Raw genomic sequence first — 20,208 nt, forward strand, 5'->3', positions numbered from 1 at the left:
ATGAAAGGTAAAATGAGGTCGATAATTGCGATGGTTTTTATGATGCTGGTGGCGGTAATGCCCCTGCATGCGTCACAAGAACCAGTCAGCGGTGGTGTCTTGAAGGTTGCTATCGATTCCGACCCGCCGACTCTCGATATTCATGCAACCAGAGCCACCCTTTCAGTATTTGTTGGTGGGAACGTGTATGAAGGCTTGTATGCGTTTACAAAGAAAGGTGAGATCAAGCCAATGCTGGCACTAGACATGCCAACGGTAACTGATGATAAGCTCACCTATACCATCTCCTTACGGCAGGATATAACGTTCCACAATAATAAGCCGATGACGTCTGCTGATGTCGTGGCCTCGTTAAACCGCTGGGGAACAATTGCATCCTATGGCAAGCAGCTCTTTAAACATGTTGAGTCGGTGACAGCCAAGGACCAGTTTACTGTTGTTATTCAACTCAAGGAGCAGTGGGGAACTTTAATGAACTCCCTGGCAATGCTGCTCGGCGGACCGGTCATTATACCCGAAGAGATTGCTCTCAAGTATCCGAGCAAACCTGCTGCGGAGTATGTCGGTACCGGGCCATATATGTTTGTTGAGTGGCGTCCAAACGACCATATCACCCTGAAACGTTTTGACGGTTATAAAGCCCTCACAACCCCAAGCGATGGATATACCGGTGAGAAGAATGCGTATCTGGATGAGATTGTTTTCTATGGAATATCGGAAGAACCAGTACGTGTAAATGGTGTTGAAGGTGGTGAATATGATTTCGCTGACTTCGTGCCAACCGATGAATATGATCGACTCAAAGACGCTAAAAATCTTACAACATATATCTCCCCAGCCAGAGCATGGTTTGTTTTTGTTTTGAACACCAAGTTCGGTCCTACGAAGAACAAGAAAGTTCGCCAGGCAATGTTAGCTACCATGGATGTCAATGGTGATATGGCGGCAGGTTACGGCGACAGTGTCTTCTGGCGTGTTGACCCTAGTCTGGCATTACAAGAACAGGTCTGGCATTCCACTGCAGGTGAAGAGTCATATAACCAGAATAATATTGAAAAAGCGAAAAAACTGCTGAAAGAGGCCGGTTATAACGGTGAGAAAATATCCTGGATGGCCGGGCCGTTAGAGTATAACCTTTCTGCTGCCGCTAAGGTTAACATGATTAAAGCCGGGCTGAATATCGACCTGGAAAGTATGGAGTGGGCAACGTTACTGTCCAGAAGAAAGAATCCTGAATTATGGAGCATGTTCAGTTCGGGTTTTACCGGCAAGGCCGATCCTTCCCTTACCACAGCAATGAACCTCAAATATGGTGCGGGTTGGGACAATATTGAAGCTGAAAAACTCTTCGCAAGCTTTTGTCAGGAAACAGCATTCGACAAGCGCTATGAACTGTTGGAGCAGTTTCAGGACCTGGTTTATGATGAGGTGCCGTACATCAAGGTTGGTGATTACAAAAATCTTCGTATAAGCAACAATAAGGTCCATGGGTTTGCCAATGAGCTTTACTTGTATTTCTTTAACGTCTGGAAGGAAAAATAAGAATGCGTAATTTTTTAATTAAACGCATTTTCTCTATGGTCCTGGTGTTGCTGGTTGTCAGTGTGATGGTATTTGTCATTATGCACATGTTACCTGGCAACCCAGCGGCCATAATCCTGGGGCCCGAGGCGACCAATGAGGAAGTTGCGGCTCTTGCTGCAGAAATGGGGCTCGACCAGCCGGTGTGGGTCCAGTTCGTTGAGTGGGTTGGGCGCCTTGTGCAGGGCGATATGGGGGAATCGATCTTTTTCCAGAACAAACCTGTACCCGAGGTGATTGCTGATCATCTGGAAGCAACGATCCTTCTGACTATCCTCTCGCTCGGAATGGCGGTTGTGGTTGGCATTGTAAGCGGAGTATTGGCAGCAGCTGTCCATGAGACATTCTGGGACAGAGGATTTATGTTTATAACCTCGTTAGCGGTCGCGATACCGAACTTCTGGCTCGGTTTGATGCTGGCGCTGGTGTTTTCCATCATGATTCCTCTTTTCCCTCCCGCCGGGTATTCGCCTTTAAGCGACGGTTTTTGGAAGTGTCTCTCCTATCTGATCCTGCCGTCAATCACTTTGGCGGCAGGGGCAGTGGCCCTTATTGCCCGGATGACGCGCGCCTGCATGCTCGATGTATTACGAAACGAATATATCAGAACTGCGAAAGCTAAGGGAGTGCGTCAGAGCATGGTCATTTTCAAGCATGGCCTGAGAAATGCGATAATTCCCGTGGTGACGGTTATAGGTATGACGTTCGCTAATCTGATGGGCGGCGCGGTTGTAACCGAATCAATCTTCAACATCCCCGGGGTGGGAAGGCTCTTGATAAAGTCGGTGTTTACAAGGGATTATCCTGTTATTGAAGGTGTCGTTATTTATATTGCTATTGCCTGGACTGTTATCAATCTCCTGGTTGATATCATTTATACGTTTATTGATCCTCGGCTTGAGTATTGACATGAGTGAAAAAGAGATATCGAGTGGAAAACGCCTTCTGAGGAAGTTCTTGAAAAATCCGACTGCGGTTTTCGGAGTGATAGTACTTGTTCTAATGATTTTCATGGCAATCTTCGCCAATCAGATTGCACCTTATGATCCGCTGGAGATAAAGCCGGGAGATCGATTACTTGCTCCCAGTGCTGATCATCTGTTTGGTACCGACAGGATGGGAAGGGATGTCTTTTCCCGTGTTGTTTTCGGGTCCCATATCTCCCTTGTAGTGGGCCTTGGTGTTGTTGCGTTGACTACTGTTTTTGGAACAATGTTAGGGTTGCTTGCTGGCTATTACAAGCGTCTTGACGATGTACTTATGCGAATATTAGACGGTATGATGGCATTTCCCGGCCTTATTCTGATGATCATGATTATGGCGGTAATGGGAAGAAGCCTGACGAACGTTGTGATTGCTCTCACCATAGTCTATGTGCCGAGGATGGCCCGTGTAGTCAGAGGTGCGGTGATGGTTCAGAAAGAGCAGACATATGTCGAAGCAGCACGAGCCACCGGTGCAAGTGATATGCGCATACTATTGTTACATATTCCCCGCAACTGTATTGCACCGATCATTATTCAAGGCACGATGATATTTGCCTATGCGGTGCTTGCAGAGTCTGCACTCAGCTTTCTTGGTGTCGGGGTTCCGCCAGAAATACCAAGTTGGGGTAATGTGATCAGTTCCGGTAAAGTGTTTTTACGTCGTGCACCCTGGATCTGTTTCTTTTCAGGAGTTTCCGTTTCACTTTGTGTATTGGCGTTGAACTCTATAGGGGATGGTCTCCGTGATGTTTTGGACCCTCGACTGAACAACAAAGGTTAATAATGGAAACACCTCTACTTAATATCCAGGAACTCTGTCTTGATGTCCAGCTTGATGATGGCATCGGTAGAGCCCTCGACAGAGTTACCTTGCAGGTAAAACAGGGCGAAAGTCTGGGGATTGTCGGAGAGTCCGGTTGCGGTAAAAGCCTGACAGCCCTTTCCGTGATGAGCCTTCTTGAGAGCAATCTGCAAATCGCTTCGGGTTCCATCACCTTCGAAGGTCGGGATATGTCGAAACTCAAGCGTGATGCCATTCGGAAGATGCGTGGTGATGAAATAGCCATGATATTTCAGGAGCCGATGACATCTCTCAATCCTGTATTTACTATCGGTCATCAACTTATTGAAGCAATTACCCTCCACCGTGACATTAACAGCAAGGAGGCACGCAAACTTGCCATCCAGGTTCTGGATGAGGTGGGAATCCCCTCTCCCGAAAGCAGGTTAAAGCAATATCCGCATAACCTGTCTGGAGGTATGAGGCAGAGGGTGATGATAGCCATGGCTTTGTCCTGCAGGCCCAAACTGCTGATTGCCGATGAACCTACTACAGCGTTGGACGTCACTATCCAGGCGCAGATCTTGCGTTTGATGCGAAATCTTCAACAAAAAAGAAAGATGGGGATGATGTTTATTACCCATGATCTTGGTGTGGTCGCTGCAATGTGTGAACGGGTTGTCGTGATGTATGGTGGCCAGGTGGTTGAAAATGCTCAGGTTCGAACGATTTTCAAGGAGCCTCTGCATCCTTATACCAAGGGATTGATTGCGTCGATTCCGCTGGTAGACGGAACGATCCCTGAGAATCTTCCTACTATCCGGGGTCGTGTCCCGTCTCTTTTAAATATGCAGAAAGGATGCCGGTTTGAACCTCGATGTGACCGGGCAATGGAGATCTGCAAAACGAAGAAACCACCCGTTTTCCCGGGAGGTTCGAAAGAGCATGAGGTTGCCTGCTGGTTATACGGAAATAAGGGTGGGGTTGCAAATGACGACGAGTAAGACACTGCTTGAAGTACGGGACTTAAGAAAGTGGTTTAAAATTGGCAAGGGACTGTTTACCCAACCGAAGTATGTCAAGGCAGTCGATGGTGTGAGCTTTTCCCTTGAAAAGGGTGAAACCTTAGGGATAGTCGGTGAATCTGGTTGCGGGAAAAGTACCCTGGCCAGGCTCATCATGCGCTTGATAGAGGCAGATTCTGGAAAAGTTCTCAGTAAAGGCAAAGATGTCACCCATGTAAAGGGGAAAGAACTCAAGAATGTGCGAAAAAACATGCAGATGATTTTCCAGGATTCCTATGCTTCTCTTAATCCAAGAATGCGTATCGGGAAAATCATTGGGGAACCGCTGATTATTCATGGCGAAGGTACGGCCAGGGAGAGGCGCAGCCGGGTTGAGGAGGTGCTGGAACTGGTGGGACTTTCCCGGAAAAGTTATGACAAATTTCCACATCAGTTTTCCGGTGGGCAGCGTCAACGTCTTGATATCGCTCGCGCTTTGGTTTGTAATCCGGAGATTATCATCTGTGATGAGGCTGTCTCCGCACTTGATGTATCAGTGCAGTCGCAGATTTTGAATCTGTTAAAAGATCTGCAGAAAAAACTCAACCTTTCGTACCTCTTTATTAGTCACGACCTGAGTGTAGTTCGGCATATCAGCGATACCGTCCTCGTCATGTACCTGGGGCAAACAGTGGAAGTCGCAGGGAAGTACGATTTTTTTGAACAGCCTCTACACCCCTATTCACAGGCACTTATCAGCGCTGCTCCGCGTCCTGATCCCGATGCAGTCTCCCAGCAAATTGTTCTTTCAGGAGAAGTTCCCAATCCAATGAATCCTCCTTATGGCTGTTTTTTTCATCCTCGCTGTCCACTTGCCGATGAGAAATGCAGAACTGAAGCACAGAAATTGATAGAGGTGTCTCCCGACAGGTTTGCTGCCTGCTGGAAACTCAATGATGGAAGCAGGCCTCGGTTGAGCCCTCCGGATTCAGCGTAACACAACCGGTTGATTGATCTGTCAAGAAGGTCTGCATCCGGGGAATTTTGTAAATATTGAGGAAGAAATGCGTCAGGATGTTGGCTTTATCGAACAAACAATAGAAAAGGCGTAACAGAAAGCTATGAAAGTAACCAGCGAAAATAGCACGGAAACGAAACCGGTACTCGACAATTATACTAATGAACTGCTCGACGAGATTTGTGCTCCTGTGCAGAATCCAAGATCTCCAGCAGATGAGATAAAAAGCGAGATCAACCAGCTCTTAGTAGAAGCCAAACAGGGTGAACTGACTAACTCAATTGTCATGCTTTTTTCCCGTCTCCTTGAGTTGCGAAAGATGTCAATATGTCACGAAAATCTCGATATCTCAAGGGAGGATCTCGAGAAGCTTGCACTCAAACATCAGCAGATTGATGAACATATGGTGACGGTGGGAGGTCGTGTCTCACAGGCCCTGCCCATAGCAAATACCGCTAACAGCAGAGTTGAAGAATATTTGCAGAAAAAGGATAAAGAGGCGTCCAGTGGTATCGAGTTGTGGGACCAGGTCCAGGAAAATATAGCCAGGATCAAGAGGACACTGAAGATGAGTGACGACGATTGGAACTCTTTTTCGGGACAGATCCGTCACGCGGTTGATTCCGTGGAGACTCTCGGCAAGCTGATAGATCTCCCGGCAGACGTGTTACAGAAAGTGGCCAATGTTACCAAATCGTACCGGATACGACTTACCCCCTATTATACGAGCCTGATCATGCCCGGGCAGTTGAACGACCCAATTATGCTTCAGTCGGTTCCTACGGGAGAGATGATTGAAAACGCAGGGATCGAGATACCACCTGTCGCCGCAGACCACTCGCCTGCCAGGCTGGTTGACCAGTTTTACCCCCGGGTAGTGACGATCAAAGCTACCAATATGTGTGCAATGTACTGTACCCACTGCCTGCGGTTGGCTCATATTGGCAGAAAGGACAAGGTGTATTCCAAAGAGGCATACGGAGAGGCCTTGCACTATATCCGTAACAATAAACAGGTTCGTGATGTTTTAATCACTGGCGGTGATGCTTTTGTATTACCGAATTCATTACTGGAATGGTTACTCGGTGAATTAGATCAAATTGAACATCTCAAGACGAAGCGTTTGGGTACACGAATCCCGGTTACTGCGCCAATGCGGGTCGACAATGAATTGCTTGATATTTTAGAAGCAAGTAACGACAAAAAACCAGTGCGGGTTGTAACCCAGATTAATACACCTCAAGAGATTACTCCGGTTTCAATGGATACCTTCAGGCAGATATCCAAGCGGACATTTACAGTCCTGAACCAGGCTGTATTGCTGAAAGGCATCAACGACACCAGAGTAAAGATGTGGAAGCTTTGTGAGACGGTTCAGGAGGCCTATGTCCGACCGTATTACCTGTTCAATTGCAGCTACAGGAATCCGCAGTTCAAACACTTTCGGGTACCGATCGATGTCGGTCAGGACCTGGTGGAATCTATGTACGGCAACATTTCCGGTGATGCAATTCCACGTTATATTGCCACAGCCGGAGGCAAAATCCCCCTGCATCGTTCCAACGTGGTGAAGATTGAAAATGGTGACATTACACTCCGAAAGCCATGGAGCGGGGAAGAGGTAACCTATCCAGACGCAGATCAGGCTATCTATGAAAATGAAAGTTATGCTTTCAAGGGCTGATTTTCACAATTATTAAAAGAGTCAGAGCCTATTACGCTGAAAATGAATGGGACCAGTTCCGCTCTAAGCTGGAGCTGGTTTTGCCCTCAATATACTCCTATACCAGGAGGGATGTTGATATGGCGGGTGTGATGTATGTTAATGCCGTGTCAATATTTCTTCGGTGAAATGTTGCCGGTTTTGTTCTATTTGTTCTTTCATTGTTTGAGCTATCAACTCAAACAATGAAAGAACAAAGCTGTCAGAAAACGTCTGTTATGACTTTGCCGCATAAACAAATACATCCGTAGTAACTGAGCCGTCCGGCTCCGGATAGTCCTCAGTTTGTAATTCCATCAAGTTCAGGCCATTTGTTTTCAACAGATGCTCAATGTCGATTCGGTTGTAATAATTAAAGAATATCTCTTCATCAGAAAAGCTGGTGGTCTCAAAGCCGGAGCCAGCTCCCTCCATAAAGCTCAGATACAGTGTGCCGTTGGCAACCAGGCTGTCGGCGATGAACTTGATGAGGTTTTCAGTCTCTTCATTGTTTAGGTGGACTATGCAGAAAGAGGCGAGAATGACGTCGTATTTTCGCTCTGCCTCCAGCTCGCAGATGTTGGCCTGGACAAAGGTCGCAGTCGGGTTGTACTGCCTGGCAATTTTTACGAACTCCTCCGACAGATCGATACCGGTGGCGCGGATTGATTGATCACGCGCTGTGATGGCTTTGATATTTTGTCCCGGCCCGCAGCCCAGATCAAGAAGGGTTGCACTTTGATGAATATGCTTTTTCTGAAAATCGAGAATCGTATTTTTATAGACTGAGTAGTCTGTAAATTTTGCGTCATACTTTTTCGCATTCAGGTTATACGCTTTGATTGTTTGTTCGGTTCTGGAGTTGTTCATGATGGTTTGTTGTCGGTTTAAGGTATTTCAGGGCAGACAATGACACCACATTATGTGGTCTGAAGGTGTCGATTGTAGACGTGATATTGAGGTTGATAGAAATTGTTGTAACATGAAAATACTGTATTTTCGAGTTTATATCATTGATCTGGCAGCCTTTTGTCTATTGCAGTTTCTGCCTCTTTCACCAGTGAGGCAATGTCGTCGAGTATGTGTAGCCCTTTGTTACGCTCTATAAATTTACTTATGGTGGTCGTCGGCCTGCTGCGGACTATTCCTGCATAAGGAATGATTGTACAGAAGTGAAATTAATTCCTCGGAATAACAACGAAATAAGTTAAGAGGAATGCACTGTGTTGTATTACAGGGTCTTTAGCAGGCAGCCTAGCAATATAGTAGAGTTTGTTGGGATATGTATCATGGTATCAATGGTTTACAAAGAAGTCGTAACGATTTAGTATCCCTGAAATGTTAGAGGACGAAGTGTGTTGAAATACTATGCAAGGATAGGGGACTATGAGAACTTTTATGTTAGCGGCAGGGATAGTAGCATTTACGGCAATCGGCAGTCAGGCGGCGGGGTTGGAAAAGAGTAACGGACGATTTTATGTCGCTGCCGAGGGGGGCTACGGAAAGGTTGAGAACTCAACAGGTGGATATGCCGGAGAGATAGTATACGATGGTGCGCCTTGGCTAAATACAGGCAGTGACGATGACAATGGAGGCTCTATAGGGGTGAAGGTGGGTATGCACCTTGGTGAGCGCTTCAGGATGGATCTGGGCTATGCGTATTACGGCGAGAATGATTTTACGACCAAGAGTGACCCTCTAGAAGGTGGGTATCTCTGGCAAAGTGAGGCTGAGATACATACGGTAATGCTTGCAGCATATTATGATTATGCTCAATTCAAAAAGGTTAATTTATATATTGGGGCCGGGATTGGAGCCTCATTCGTTGATTTTGATGCTTTGGAATATTGGACAGGTTCTGGTGAACCCTCTGGCTGGTATAGTTCTGAATCTGATACTCTTTTTTCTTGGCAGGTCGAAACCGGAATTGAGTATCTGCTGGCACAAAACATAACACTGTATGGCGGCTTTCGGTATATTGACCTTGGCGAGATAGATTCTGTTGTTGTTAATGTAAGAGGCCCAGACGGCAACCTCACGGCAGATCTCGATGTTCAGGAGATATTTGTTGGTTTGAGATATCGATTTTAAGCTCTACTGCCACCGGCACACTGGTAGGTATTCCTTGTGCCGGTAGCCTCTGTTACGCTCATTGATTGAATCCAAAGGACTGTCGGGCTAGACCCTTCCCCTCCCATATCTTCGCTGTTGGCAGGAAATTGATGCTCGCAATATTAACGATATGGCTCCGCTTGCTTTCCTGGCAATCCCTCGATTTGACCTAAAATGTCTCAACCCCGACAGCCTCCTAGTCATTTTTGTGTTATGAGTATTTTCAAAACATAATTATTCTGAATGATTATAGATTTTAATCTATCTTTCGTTTTCTACGATCCGATATTCAGGCTTTCACCTTTTAGTTAATATTTTGATGTGATTGCAGAGTATAGAGTAGCTTGTACGAGCGAAGTGGAAAATGTACCGATTTTCTTTGCTGAGATCGCACATGTTGATGATGTGTAATGCTGGTGAAGATTAATAGAGAAAAAATATTATGTCCGTCCAATCTGTTTTTAACAAGTACGCCGGCCAGTATGACCAGTCCCGGAAGAAGCTTATCCCCTGTTTTGACGACTACTATCAGACCATGCTCGAAGTGATTCCGTTTGGGCAGGACAGTGCTCTGGAGGTGCTCGATCTAGGTGCGGGCACCGGGCTTGTCGCAGGGCTGGTGGCAGATAATTACCCTGTAGCAAGGATTACCCTTGTCGATATTGCCGGTGAGATGTTGGCCAAGGCAAGAAATGCGTTGGCCGGCTATGATAATGATTTTGAATTTGTAACTGCAGATTATGTTGCCGGTGAGAGCTTTGGGCCTGTAGAGAGAGAGTTTGATCTGATTATCTCCTCACTTTCCATCCATCACCTGGAAGATGAGCCCAAACGCAACCTGTTCAGAAAGATTTTTGCCAACCTGAAGCCGGGCGGAGTTTTTGTCAACGCCGATCAGGCCCTGGGTGAGACAGAAGCCATCGAGAAGGTGAACCACAACAAATGGCTGGAGCAGGCCAGGGCGCTCGGCGCGACCGAACAGGAGCTGGCAGCATCGCTGGAGCGTATGCGAGAGGACAGGATGGCACCCCTTGATGACCAATTACAATGGCTCAGGGAGGCTGGATTCGCAGAGGTTACCTGCTGGTACAAGAATTATAGCTTTATAGTGTACAGCGGTATGAAACGGTAGGTGTGGTTACGTGTTTGTTGTTTTTTTTGTAATTGGCGTATTGAGACCGGGTCCTGATCAGCAATGATATGTTTCTGCTCCCGAGAGTGGATATTACCCGGAAGCAGTGGTGAGGATGTGTTTATATTGAATTACATGCCGCTTACCGCGCCAAATGAACCGGTATATTGTGCTTCACCTGGGCCAGAGAGGGCGAACACTCCACCCAACTCCTCGGCGTTTGGCCCATAAAAAGTGCCGGAGGCTGTTCCTGACATTTCATTAGCGGTGGATACATCTCCTGTGAACGCATTGTTACCGGAGTCGTAGCTCAGGGTTCCCTTCATATCCAGCTCGGGGGCCAGACCATTTTCAGTGAGAGACAGCATGTTGAACTTCTCTGTGTCGTAGCTGGCAAACCATAAAGATCTGTCGCTGAAGTCTGCTTCAACGTAGAGGCCACTTATTGTCAGGTAGAGGCGTGAACCGTCTTCATCGACATAGGTACCTGCAGTTAAACCATAGAACTCAGCGAGACCGGTTGTGGGTACGGCGCTGTCTGGGGTCTGTTTCCCGAAAGAGATTGCGCCGCCGGGTCCTTGATAGGGGTCCAGCCCGGTTTGCCATACGCCAAACGTTTGATATCCGAAGTCTATATCCACATTTAGCGGATCGATAAAAATGCAGAAGTCTGAATCACTATTTCCTATAGCTACCAGCGAATCATGATAAATCTCACCGTTACCGGCAGACCATGAGGCACTGGAATATGGAGTTGTAACTGCAATGGATGTTATCTTTCCCTGGGAATCATAATTGAGAGTTGCGGATGAGTTGGTGGAGTTTTGCGCGATGATATCCGTAGTGTGGCCGTATTCATCTAAACTCCAGTCGGTATTTATTGATTGACCGCTAGCGGTGATTGTCGTTCCGTTGGCCTCCATTTGAAAGGGAGCTAAAGCATTGACCGTGCCACTGCTCGAGCCTCCCCCGCAACCGGAAATTGAAACCAAAGTCATACAACATAGCAACACAGAACCTGATCTTGCAAAGCTCATAGTATTCTCCGTTGGTTTGACGTGTCGGTGTTTTAAACTCTGAGACGGTAATGATGAGTTCGTACTGGATTTGCTGAACGTCGGTATGTTCTGGAGCGTGTATATCATTTAATGAAGCATAGACACACCACAACAGACGCAAATGATTGATATACAGTACTGGATATTGGGTAGGTGGTCGAATAAAAAATGTGCGATCATAGCAAAGTCAAAAACGTTATTACTCCCCTGTTAAGCGAAAACGCTAAGGGTTCAATGGAGTGTTAGGGTGATGATTGTAGGTTTTCGAAATCTATTGTGGAAGTCGCAGCTCGGTTTAGACAGATTATGATGATCTTTTCTCTGTGTACCTTTGTTGTCCTGATGAGTCTGTAAATCAATTTTCTTTTAGTTAAATATTTGTATATCTGATATATTCCTTTTGAAGCGCAAGCCGTTGTCGTTGAAGTTTAGGGGTGGCATGGTTTGCGTGAACTACCGTTATCTCTTTCTTCAATCACAATCGTCCCGGTTGTAGAGTGTCTGTAACCCGGGAGACGTGTACCTGGAACACATCATTTATGTTTTTTTACCTCTTGCAGTTGTTGGCTGTTTTGTAATGAAAGTGCACCAGAAAACCTGGTAATCATCTGGAGGGAAACATTATGAAGAGCTGCAGGCTGGGAATACTTTTTATTGGCATATCGTTGTTTGCGGTTACCGCTGCATATGCTGTTGAGTCGGATCATCCGGTAATTTTTGCCCATGGCATGGCGGGATTCGATGACATTCTCGGCTATGATTACTGGGGCAACGATTACGGGGCTTTTGTCGGCAGCGGCTATACCAATGGTGGTCTCAGTATCTGGCAACAGTCATATGCAGCACAGGTCACCCCTTTTGCGAGCTCAGAAGTGCGCGGTTATCAGTTGGCCAATGAAATAGAGACGTATATGGCGTCGGTCGGGGCAACCTACGTCAATATCATCGGTCACTCCCAGGGCGGCCTCGATGCACGTAAAGCCGCAAAACTGTTACGGGAGAGAAAAGGATACCGGGTCGTCAAGGTACTCTGTTCAATATCCTCACCGCACCGGGGATCGCCTATCGCACAACATGTGCTGGAAATGGGGGCAGGGGTGCAAAGCATCGCCTCTGCCTTGGCTGAGATGTTTGGCAATGTTGTGTATGGCAGCGGCAACGACCTTGAGGCCTCTCTCAAGCAACTGGTGTACGACGATTATGATGCCGCAGATGGGATTGTCACTGGGATGAAAGCCTTTAACATAACGTACCCGGTGAGCAGCAGTTATGCTGAACGATATGTGTCCTTTTTAACGGCACAGGAAGGGATAAGTGTAAACCCGGCGTTGTGGATAGCCCGGGAGCTGTTTTATGACATCGATGGCGATGGGTATTGTGTCGATGACGGTGATGGCGATGGTGCCGGTGGTTGCGGCGATGGCTATTCGGGCGACACCGATGACGATGGTCTGGTCGGCATCAATTCCCAGCAAATGGGCTATCGGCTCGACTATGATGACAATTACCTGCTCTTTTTTGAAGAAGTCTGGACCGATTATGATCGGGGCTATGTTGGGGACCTGAACTCACCATCTTCAATCCAGATGACGTCACACAGTAACGTGATAAACCAGGACCACCTGGATGTCATTGGGGTAGGCCCCGACACCTTCGATGAAATGGATTTTTATGCGGCGCTGATCGATTACATTGATTACTGGGACTAGGAGCCTGTCGGACTAAGCCCTTTTCTGCCAACTCATCGTTATCGAGAGAAAATTAATGCTCGCAGATAAGCGAACGAAGTGAGACTTCGATATTATGTATATAGCTCTGCTTAATTTTCTTTCGATGCCTCGATTTGAGTGAAAATCGCGATAGTCAGACAGCCTCCTGAATCAGACTCCTTACATAAACGATTTTCAGGTGCGTGAACACGTGAGCGAGGGGAGTGTCTATGGATATATTGAAAAATCTCCGCCGGTTTTTTTTCTCACCTGCAACTCTGGGGGCAATGGCATCGTTGCTGATACTGCTGCCTGTCTTGTATATGGTGCTGAAAGGTCCCCAGGAGGGGTGGGATGTGTCTGACTGGTTGATTGTTGGAAATGAAAAACAGTCCGATTCAGGTACCACCGAAGAGATACAGGCCGAAGCCCGGGAGGGTGAGCCGGCAGAAGCTGAAACCGTTGCAATAATAGGCAGGCAGGTTTCTTTCTCAAAACAGATTCCAGATCAGGACGTCCAGCTTATCAGCACACTGCATGATTATTTCGGCGTGGATATTGTCGAATTGGGCAGGCAGGTGGAGATGCTCGATAAGCTGTTCGCCTACCTCAAGCACCAATATCCTGGCGAGAGTTGGGACGCGCTGGAAGCGATAATCCGCTCTGCGTATCCAGCGCAGGCGAAAGAATTGCTGGATCTTGCCAAAAAACTCGGGGAGTACAGGCAGTGGTTTGAAGACCAGCAGGATTTTTCCGGATATACAGGGGCGGAGCGTCGGGAGATTATCTGGCAGATGAGAATGGAGATATTTGGCGTTCAAGCCGCAGAAGAGATCTGGAACCATGAATTGAGAAATGAGACAATAACCGATGCAATGAAGAGGATTGGTCAGTTGGAGGGGACTTCCCTACAGGAAAAAATGGATTATCTACTGGAGTCTATCGATTCGGTCTATGACGAGGGTGTAGATCTGATTGGGGAAGATCTCAGGCTCAGCTTGCTGAATGTGTTTCTAGGCCTTGACGGCGTGCAGGTGGATTTACACGCAGCCAGTGCGGCGGAGCGTGCTGACAGCTTGCTGGAGCTTCGCAGAGCGATAGGGTACGACGATGCGGCGATTTCGCGGTTGACCGAACTTGATGCGATTCGCGATGAGAGGTGGAGTGCAGGGCAGCAGTACCTGCAGGAGCGGCAGAGAATCGTCGCAGATTATCAAGGCGCGGAGCAGACTCAGCAACTGAAACAGCTCGGCCGAGACTATTTTGGTGACGAGGCGGGCACCATTGAAGCCGAGCTGCAGGCAGGTTTTAATCGCTTTGAACAAAAGCGGATCTACGGCAAAAATTGACCCCTTAAATGAAAAGGGGTTACCCAGAATGAGCCATTCTCGGACAGCCTACTCGCCCATGCCGCAGAAGAAAGGCACTGATTACTCAGTACATGGTCTCGATGGTATCTTTGTACGTTTTCAAAATGGAGTTCTTTCGTAGCTTGAAAGTGGGGGTCATCAGCTCGTTGTTGATGGTAAATTCCGGCACTATAGTCACCTTTTTGATGGTCTCAAAAGAAGCCAGTCCCTCGTTCTTCACTGCCACTTCGGCCTCGATGAGCTCCTTGATGGCGGGATGATCTATGAGGTCATCCATGCTGTTGTGGGGGATGTTGTTCTTTTCGGCGTAGTTCCTGATATTGACCTCATCAAGAGTGACCACGGCGGTGAGGTATTTTTTTCTATCACCTATGACGCAGACCTGATTGAGATACAAAGAGGTGGTGAGGAGCCCCTCGATGCGGGCCGGGGCAATGTTCTTGCCACCGGAGGTGATGATGATATTCTTCATCCTGTCGGTTACTTTCAGCACGTTGTTCTCATCGATAACGCCGATATCCCCGGTTTTCAGCCAGCCGTCCTCGGTGAAGGTGGCCGCTGTCTCCTCTGGCATCTTGTAATACTCCTTCATCACATTTCGTCCCTTGAAGAGCACCTCGCCGTTCTCACCTATTTTATGAGTAATTCCAGATCCTGGCGGGCCAACAACGCCAAAGTTGTAGTTTTCATGCCGGTTGACGTTGGAGAATGAGGTGTTTTCGGTCATGCCAAGTCCCTCAAGAATGAGGATGCCCGCTCCATGGAAGAATTCTGCGATCTCGGGAGTTAGCGGTGCGGCCCCGTTGATGCACCACTTCACCCTGCCGCCGAACAGCCGGTGTATCTTGGCGAAGACCAGCTTGCTCGCCAGGGCGTATTTCCCTCTGAGCAACAGTGGGACAGGACGTTTCTGCAGTTTGCAGATGGAAACCTCTGCGCCGACGGTGCAAACCCAATGGAACAGTTTCTGCGCCGCTCCACCCTTGGCCTCGATCCCGGCAAAGATTTGGGTATGGATCTTTTCAAAAACCCTCGGCACGGCGATGAACCAGTGGGGGGAGGCGAGGGCAAAGTCGTCGATGAGCGATTCTATGCTCCGGGCAAAGGATGTGCAATTGCCCACCTTGATGGCGGCATAGCTGCAGGTTCTGGCAAAGACATGTGCCAGGGGCAGAAAGATGAACATATCCTCGCCGCGCTGGAATGTTGCGGAGTTCTGAACCGACTGGCAGGTAAAAGTTATATTGTCGTGCGTCAGTACTGCTCCTTTTGGCAGCCCGGTGGTGCCTGAGGTGTAGACGATTCCTGCCGGGTCGTCCGCCTTGACCAGCGGCAGCCTCATGGAGAGCTCATTCTCGTCCACATTCTTGCCCAGGGCAAGGAACTGATCATAGCTCAACACCCATTCATCCTGAGGAGCCTCCCCCTCGAACAGAATGACCTTCTTGATATGGGGGATTTCCTCTCTGATCTCGATCAGCTTTTCCAGTTGTTCCAGGTTTTGGGCAAAAATCAGTGTGGCATCGGAGTGGTTGATGATGTACTCACAATCCTTCGGCGTGTTTGACTGGTAGATGCCAACTGTGGCGAGGCCCAGACACATGTTGGCGGCATCTGTGAGTACCCATCTGTAGCAGGTGTAGCTCAGGATATTGACCTTGTCGCCCCTGGCCAGGCCCAACTGTATCAGGCTCTTTGCCACGGCCTTCACCTGTTGGTAAAACTGTTGCCAGGAGATGGTGGTTGCCCTGTCTTCCTGGTCAAACCAGCGATAGGCCCGGTCCCCGCCATAGGTGTTGACAGAATCCAGAAGCATCTCGTGAAAATTAACGTAATCTTTGAAATTCATACATCCCCCAGGTGACAAAAGATAGTGTTTGACAATTCCGGCTGTTGTCATTTTATCGATTTCTCGGCAAGACAGATGTGACATTTACGTAAACGTAATAAATACAATGCATCGCCCGTCTTTGCACTGAAAAAAAGGTCAGGTCGTATTTTGTTCTGCATTCGGGGCCTGCCCGCAGACAGGGTTGGTTGCGGCATCAGCAGGGAATCGGAGGCCGGGTCTGCACGAGGTGGTATTTTTATCAATGCCGATCAGGCCCTCCGTGAGACCGCAAACATCGAAAAAAACAATCACAACAGGTGGCTGGAGGAGTCCAGGGCCTGGTGCCAGTGCAGAGGAGCTGGCTGCGTCTCTGGAGAGAATGTGAGAGAACCGGCTATCTTCTCTTGGTGACCAGCTGCAGTGGCTGCGAGAGGCAGGTTGTACGGAAGTGACCTGCTGGTACAAGAATTACAGCGTTGTGGTATTTATGAAGTGATAGGGAATCAATAAAGATGAGCCGATTGAATACCTGTATGTTCACGTTAATCCGCGCATAATTACGGCACCAGCTTGCGTACCACCGGTATTCGTGCAAGCAAAGCAGTACAGGCCCAGGCCAGCAGCAGGATTACGAAGGTAAGCATCGGAATTGCGAAGGCAGGGTGGCCGAAGGTAAACGGTGCTGTTTCAAGCCGGCTTCGGATCGGGATCAAAAGAATAGGGTGCAGCAGGTAGATCCCGAGACTGTATTTTGACAAAGAGATGATGAGAGCTTTCAGTCTGCCGTGAATTTTCCCGCCGTAGTGTTGGGCCAGCACAAAAAGCATAGCTGCGATCAGCACCGTATTGAGCGTTTTGTATCCCATATATTTTGAGCTGTATGCACCTTTTGCTTCAGCAGCCCACCAGCTGCCGACAAGGTTTACGCAAACGGCTGCAACTCCAAGCCCGACCCACATCCAGAGCTGTTTTCTGTCTTTTTGCTGGAAGAGATACCAGCCCAGTACCAGATACCCGGAATAAAGAATGGTGGCCTGCCTCAGCGGCGTCGGGATCTTCAGCAGATGTGCCAGGGTGAGTGTCAACCAGGCAGCGATGAGGATGAGGAGCTGTCGCTCATTTAATTTTGCTATCACCGGTGTCAATAACAACACCACCAGGTAGAGCGGGATAAAGTCATAGAAGAACCACAAATGATACCATACCGGTTCAGTGGGTGATTCGATGAGTGCGGTACGGGCAGCCTCCGGGCCTGCCTGAATGCCGGTTATACCAATGTAGATGAGGCTCCAGGCTACAAAGGGCACAACAACTTTAAGCAGTCGTTTGCTGAAAAACCGGGAGAGGTTGAGCGGCTGGTCTGGCCGAATTAACAGGGCACCGGTAATCATTATAAAGATCGGTACAGCCCAGCGGCTGAGGCTGTTGATGGCCACGGCCGAGTACCAGGCATCGAAAGGAATCTGTTGATACATCTCCCTGAATGGACCAAGTACATGGATCGCTATAACAGCTGTGGCGGCGATGGCCCGCAGCAGGTGGATGTAGAAGATGTCAGGCTTGCTCTTTGTACTCATTGTTTTTTCACCGCTATCTGAAGCTCGACCAGATAATCATCTGATTCCCGTACGGCCATGGCATCGAGATACCATTTTTCCAGTGGTTCACCGGCCACCACATACTCCGAACGCTCAATGTGGTTAAGAAGTTTCCGCCAGGAGTCGCCTATGGAAGGGTATGGTCCCTGATGATTGTAACAGGCGTACCAGCCCTTAGGTATGATTTCGCTGTTTTGGTGTTTATCTGCCCAGGTTTCGGGGAGCGGCAGAGAGACTCTCTCATAGGTAATGATGTTATCGTTGAGCCCGGTGGGAAAACCATACAGAAAAAAGTAGGAGTTTTCCTCGTCTGTGTTTTCCTCACCAAGAAGATGGCGTACTGAAATTTCCAACTGATAGTCGTCGTATGGTGCAGCAACCGCTTCAGTCAGGATGTATCGCTTTTCAAGCTGCTTTATAGACATCTCAAGCGGAAGAACTTCCATACGCTTTTGCAGGCTGGTGATGGTTGCGCTGATCCTGGTTTTATTCTTCTGCAGTTGATTGATTTTTTCCTCCATCATTTTCAGCTGTTGCTGCAGAAGTGAGATGCGATCCTCTGTCTTGGCTTTATCTAGAAATTCACGGATTTCCTTGAGCGGCATGCCAAATTGTTTGAGGATCAGAATAACTTCCAGAATTTGTGTTTGTTCGAGCGCGTAATAACGGTAACCGGTTTCTTCGTCTGTGCTTTCGGGGCGGAAAAGTCCGATCTTGTCGTAGTAGATCAGGGTCTGTTTGTTTATATTATGCAACCTGGCCATTTCCCCGGCCATGATACGAATTTTCATTTTTCACTCCGTTTTTGCTTGACCATATAGCTGCTATATACCCTAGGGTCTTCTCCCGTAATAGCAAAATTTACGGCGCAGGAGGCCGGAGAATGGAAAACGTATTTAATAGAAAGTGGTCGGTAAGTGATTTTGCCAGGTTTGTCACCCCATCAATCCTCAGTATTGTCTCGATTTCACTCTACTATGTAGTTGATTCGATATTTATATCCAGGTTCGCAGGCCATCTGGCCTTGGCGGCGGTCAATATTATTATGCCATTTTTCGGGCTGATGCTCGGGGTAGGGCTCATGGTGGCGGCGGGTGCCAGTGCGTTGATCGGCATAGAACTTGGCGAAGGGAAAAATACGCAGGCGCAGCAGCATTTTACGCTGGTCTTCTTTACGCTGGTAGTTCTCATGCTGTTTATTCTGGCGTTCTGGCAGATATTTGGCATTGAAAAAGTTCCTGGTTTGCTGGGGGCGTCCGAGCTGTTGATCCCTTACTGCATCAGCTATCTTAATGTGCTCATTATCGGTCTTGCGATGATAGGCATGCAGCTGTTTTTTGAATTTTTCATACGTCTGGATGGTAAACCTCTATGGGCGCTGTATCTTGCCCTGCTTGGCGGATCGGTCAATTTGCTGCTCGATTACCTGCTCATTGCCAAACTTGATATGGGGATCATGGGCGCGGGCATTGCGACCACAGCAGGCATCTTTGCCGCGGTAACTGTTGGTTTCTACTATTTTCAGGTAAAGGCGGAGCATCTGAAATTCAGGAAACCCAAACTGGATTGGAAGTTTTTAGGTCGCAGCATGACCAACGGCTCTTCAGAGATGGTGACAGAGTTGTCGGCAGGGGCCAAAGCACTTGCTTTCAATATCGTGTTGCTCAGTTATGTGGGGGAGACCGGAGTGGCTGCGGTGTCGATTCTGCTCTACAGCTACTGGCTCCTCTCTTCTTTCCAGATCGGCCTTAGTATGGGTGTGGCTCCCGTGATCAGTTACTGTTTTGGTGCGCGTGACTTCGCCCGGATTCGTCGAATAGGCTTTTTGACCATCACCACGGCAGGGATTGCCGCATTAAGTTTTTTCAGCCTGGTTTGGTTTGCCGGGCATCATCTCATAGATATTTATGCCAAAGGGCAGGACGAGGTGGTGACGCTCGCCAATACGGGCCTGCAGATTTTTAAGTGGGGATTGCTTCTAAACTGTATCTCTATCCTGGCTTCTGCATTTTTTACAGCGGTAGGTAATGGCAAGATTTCGGCAATGATCTCGTTTCTCAACTCGTTCGTGCTGTCGATAACGTTCATCGTGTTTCTGCCGGAAATTTTCGGGGTCTCAGGTATATGGATGGCGGTACCATTGGCTGAATTAGGTGCATCGGCTGTGGCGATTGCTCTGATGTACAAATATCGCCGGCGCTATTTGTATGTTGAAGACAGCAGGAATGCTTCTTTGGGTAAAACATTGCTAACTGCGCGGTAGTGTGTCGGCGAAATTGTTTTTTTCACCCCATCGTCATCAAACTCAAAAAAAGTTTCCTGTAAG

General features: G+C 48.0%; 16 protein-coding genes. 11 read left to right on the plus strand and 5 right to left on the minus strand.

The window, feature by feature from the left end; genetic code table 11:
- From FCL45_RS07865 to FCL45_RS07890, 6 genes are all read left to right on the plus strand, one after another.
- Positions 1-1,542, plus strand: coding sequence for an ABC transporter substrate-binding protein (locus FCL45_RS07865; protein WP_136797290.1), 1,542 nt, complete (start codon positions 1-3; stop codon positions 1,540-1,542).
- Between the two features lie 2 nt (positions 1,543-1,544).
- A complete protein-coding gene (locus tag FCL45_RS07870) occupies positions 1,545-2,489 on the plus strand; it encodes an ABC transporter permease (RefSeq protein WP_136797288.1) in 945 nt (314 codons plus the stop codon).
- 1 nt (position 2,490) lies between these two features.
- Complete coding sequence (locus FCL45_RS07875) at positions 2,491-3,348, plus strand: ABC transporter permease (RefSeq protein WP_136797286.1); 858 nt, start codon at positions 2,491-2,493, stop codon at positions 3,346-3,348.
- Between the two features lie 2 nt (positions 3,349-3,350).
- A complete protein-coding gene (locus FCL45_RS07880) occupies positions 3,351-4,352 on the plus strand; it encodes an ABC transporter ATP-binding protein (RefSeq protein ID WP_136797285.1) in 1,002 nt (333 codons plus the stop codon).
- The gene (locus FCL45_RS07885; RefSeq protein ID WP_136797283.1) at positions 4,339-5,349 is read left to right on the plus strand and encodes an ABC transporter ATP-binding protein; all 1,011 of its coding nucleotides are present in this window, start codon (positions 4,339-4,341) and stop codon (positions 5,347-5,349) included. The genes FCL45_RS07880 and FCL45_RS07885 overlap by 14 nt, the downstream gene beginning before the upstream one ends.
- Positions 5,350-5,473: 124 nt before the next feature.
- Positions 5,474-7,054, plus strand: a complete 1,581-nt coding sequence (locus FCL45_RS07890) for a KamA family radical SAM protein (RefSeq protein WP_136797281.1) — start codon at positions 5,474-5,476, stop codon at positions 7,052-7,054.
- 255 nt (positions 7,055-7,309) lie between these two features.
- Here the strand turns inward: FCL45_RS07890 and FCL45_RS07895 are convergent, their stop codons facing one another.
- On the minus strand, positions 7,310-7,942 hold the full coding sequence (locus FCL45_RS07895) for a class I SAM-dependent methyltransferase (protein ID WP_136797279.1): 633 nt from the start codon (positions 7,940-7,942) through the stop codon (positions 7,310-7,312).
- Between the two features lie 528 nt (positions 7,943-8,470).
- Here FCL45_RS07895 and FCL45_RS07900 point away from each other — a divergent pair.
- Together FCL45_RS07900 and FCL45_RS07905 are read left to right on the plus strand one after the other, a co-directional pair.
- Entirely contained in the window at positions 8,471-9,163 is a 693-nt protein-coding gene (locus tag FCL45_RS07900; protein WP_228721494.1) for an outer membrane protein, read from the plus strand.
- Between the two features lie 463 nt (positions 9,164-9,626).
- Positions 9,627-10,316, plus strand: coding sequence for a class I SAM-dependent methyltransferase (locus FCL45_RS07905; protein WP_136797276.1), 690 nt, complete (start codon positions 9,627-9,629; stop codon positions 10,314-10,316).
- Positions 10,317-10,447: 131 nt separating this feature from the next.
- On the opposite strand, the gene FCL45_RS07910 is transcribed toward FCL45_RS07905, so the two are convergent.
- Positions 10,448-11,353, minus strand: a complete 906-nt coding sequence (locus FCL45_RS07910) for a transferrin-binding protein-like solute binding protein (RefSeq protein WP_136797274.1) — start codon at positions 11,351-11,353, stop codon at positions 10,448-10,450.
- A gap of 644 nt (positions 11,354-11,997) precedes the next feature.
- On the opposite strand from FCL45_RS07910, the gene FCL45_RS07915 reads away from it, so the two are divergent.
- Complete coding sequence (locus tag FCL45_RS07915) at positions 11,998-13,083, plus strand: esterase/lipase family protein (protein WP_136797272.1); 1,086 nt, start codon at positions 11,998-12,000, stop codon at positions 13,081-13,083.
- Positions 13,084-13,313: 230 nt separating this feature from the next.
- Positions 13,314-14,432: a hypothetical protein gene (locus FCL45_RS07920; RefSeq protein WP_136797270.1), complete on the plus strand. Its 1,119-nt coding sequence runs from the start codon at positions 13,314-13,316 to the stop codon at positions 14,430-14,432.
- Between the two features lie 85 nt (positions 14,433-14,517).
- Here the strand turns inward: FCL45_RS07920 and FCL45_RS07925 are convergent, their stop codons facing one another.
- From FCL45_RS07925 to FCL45_RS07935, 3 genes are all read right to left on the minus strand, one after another.
- Positions 14,518-16,302 carry an AMP-dependent synthetase/ligase gene (locus tag FCL45_RS07925; RefSeq protein WP_136797268.1) on the minus strand — a complete coding sequence of 595 codons (1,785 nt, stop codon included), beginning with the start codon at positions 16,300-16,302 and terminating at the stop codon, positions 14,518-14,520.
- Between the two features lie 539 nt (positions 16,303-16,841).
- Positions 16,842-17,861, minus strand: coding sequence for an acyltransferase (locus FCL45_RS07930; protein ID WP_136797267.1), 1,020 nt, complete (start codon positions 17,859-17,861; stop codon positions 16,842-16,844).
- The gene (locus FCL45_RS07935; protein WP_136797265.1) at positions 17,858-18,673 is read right to left on the minus strand and encodes a MerR family transcriptional regulator; all 816 of its coding nucleotides are present in this window, start codon (positions 18,671-18,673) and stop codon (positions 17,858-17,860) included. Before FCL45_RS07935 ends, FCL45_RS07930 begins: the two co-directional genes overlap by 4 nt.
- Positions 18,674-18,765: 92 nt before the next feature.
- Here FCL45_RS07935 and FCL45_RS07940 point away from each other — a divergent pair, with 92 nt between their 5' ends.
- Complete coding sequence (locus FCL45_RS07940) at positions 18,766-20,145, plus strand: MATE family efflux transporter (RefSeq protein ID WP_136797263.1); 1,380 nt, start codon at positions 18,766-18,768, stop codon at positions 20,143-20,145.
- Positions 20,146-20,208: the final 63 nt, after the last annotated feature.

The sequence above is a fragment of the Desulfosediminicola ganghwensis genome, from assembly GCF_005116675.2.
Taxonomy (GTDB): domain Bacteria; phylum Desulfobacterota; class Desulfobulbia; order Desulfobulbales; family Desulfocapsaceae; genus Desulfopila; species Desulfopila ganghwensis.

Excerpts from the sequence above, each read along its gene's own strand:
- FCL45_RS07865 (WP_136797290.1), top strand. The coding sequence starts at position 1 with ATGAAAGGTAAAATGAGGTCGATAATTGCGATGGTTTTTATGATGCTG.
- FCL45_RS07870 (WP_136797288.1), top strand. The coding sequence starts at position 1,545 with ATGCGTAATTTTTTAATTAAACGCATTTTCTCTATGGTCCTGGTGTTG.
- FCL45_RS07875 (WP_136797286.1), top strand. The coding sequence starts at position 2,491 with ATGAGTGAAAAAGAGATATCGAGTGGAAAACGCCTTCTGAGGAAGTTC.
- FCL45_RS07880 (WP_136797285.1), top strand. The coding sequence starts at position 3,351 with ATGGAAACACCTCTACTTAATATCCAGGAACTCTGTCTTGATGTCCAG.
- FCL45_RS07885 (WP_136797283.1), top strand. The coding sequence starts at position 4,339 with ATGACGACGAGTAAGACACTGCTTGAAGTACGGGACTTAAGAAAGTGG.
- FCL45_RS07890 (WP_136797281.1), top strand. The coding sequence starts at position 5,474 with ATGAAAGTAACCAGCGAAAATAGCACGGAAACGAAACCGGTACTCGAC.
- FCL45_RS07895 (WP_136797279.1), bottom strand. The coding sequence starts at position 7,942 with ATGAACAACTCCAGAACCGAACAAACAATCAAAGCGTATAACCTGAAT.
- FCL45_RS07900 (WP_228721494.1), top strand. The coding sequence starts at position 8,471 with ATGTTAGCGGCAGGGATAGTAGCATTTACGGCAATCGGCAGTCAGGCG.
- FCL45_RS07905 (WP_136797276.1), top strand. The coding sequence starts at position 9,627 with ATGTCCGTCCAATCTGTTTTTAACAAGTACGCCGGCCAGTATGACCAG.
- FCL45_RS07910 (WP_136797274.1), bottom strand. The coding sequence starts at position 11,353 with ATGAGCTTTGCAAGATCAGGTTCTGTGTTGCTATGTTGTATGACTTTG.
- FCL45_RS07915 (WP_136797272.1), top strand. The coding sequence starts at position 11,998 with ATGAAGAGCTGCAGGCTGGGAATACTTTTTATTGGCATATCGTTGTTT.
- FCL45_RS07920 (WP_136797270.1), top strand. The coding sequence starts at position 13,314 with ATGGATATATTGAAAAATCTCCGCCGGTTTTTTTTCTCACCTGCAACT.
- FCL45_RS07925 (WP_136797268.1), bottom strand. The coding sequence starts at position 16,302 with ATGAATTTCAAAGATTACGTTAATTTTCACGAGATGCTTCTGGATTCT.
- FCL45_RS07930 (WP_136797267.1), bottom strand. The coding sequence starts at position 17,861 with ATGAGTACAAAGAGCAAGCCTGACATCTTCTACATCCACCTGCTGCGG.
- FCL45_RS07935 (WP_136797265.1), bottom strand. The coding sequence starts at position 18,673 with ATGAAAATTCGTATCATGGCCGGGGAAATGGCCAGGTTGCATAATATA.
- FCL45_RS07940 (WP_136797263.1), top strand. The coding sequence starts at position 18,766 with ATGGAAAACGTATTTAATAGAAAGTGGTCGGTAAGTGATTTTGCCAGG.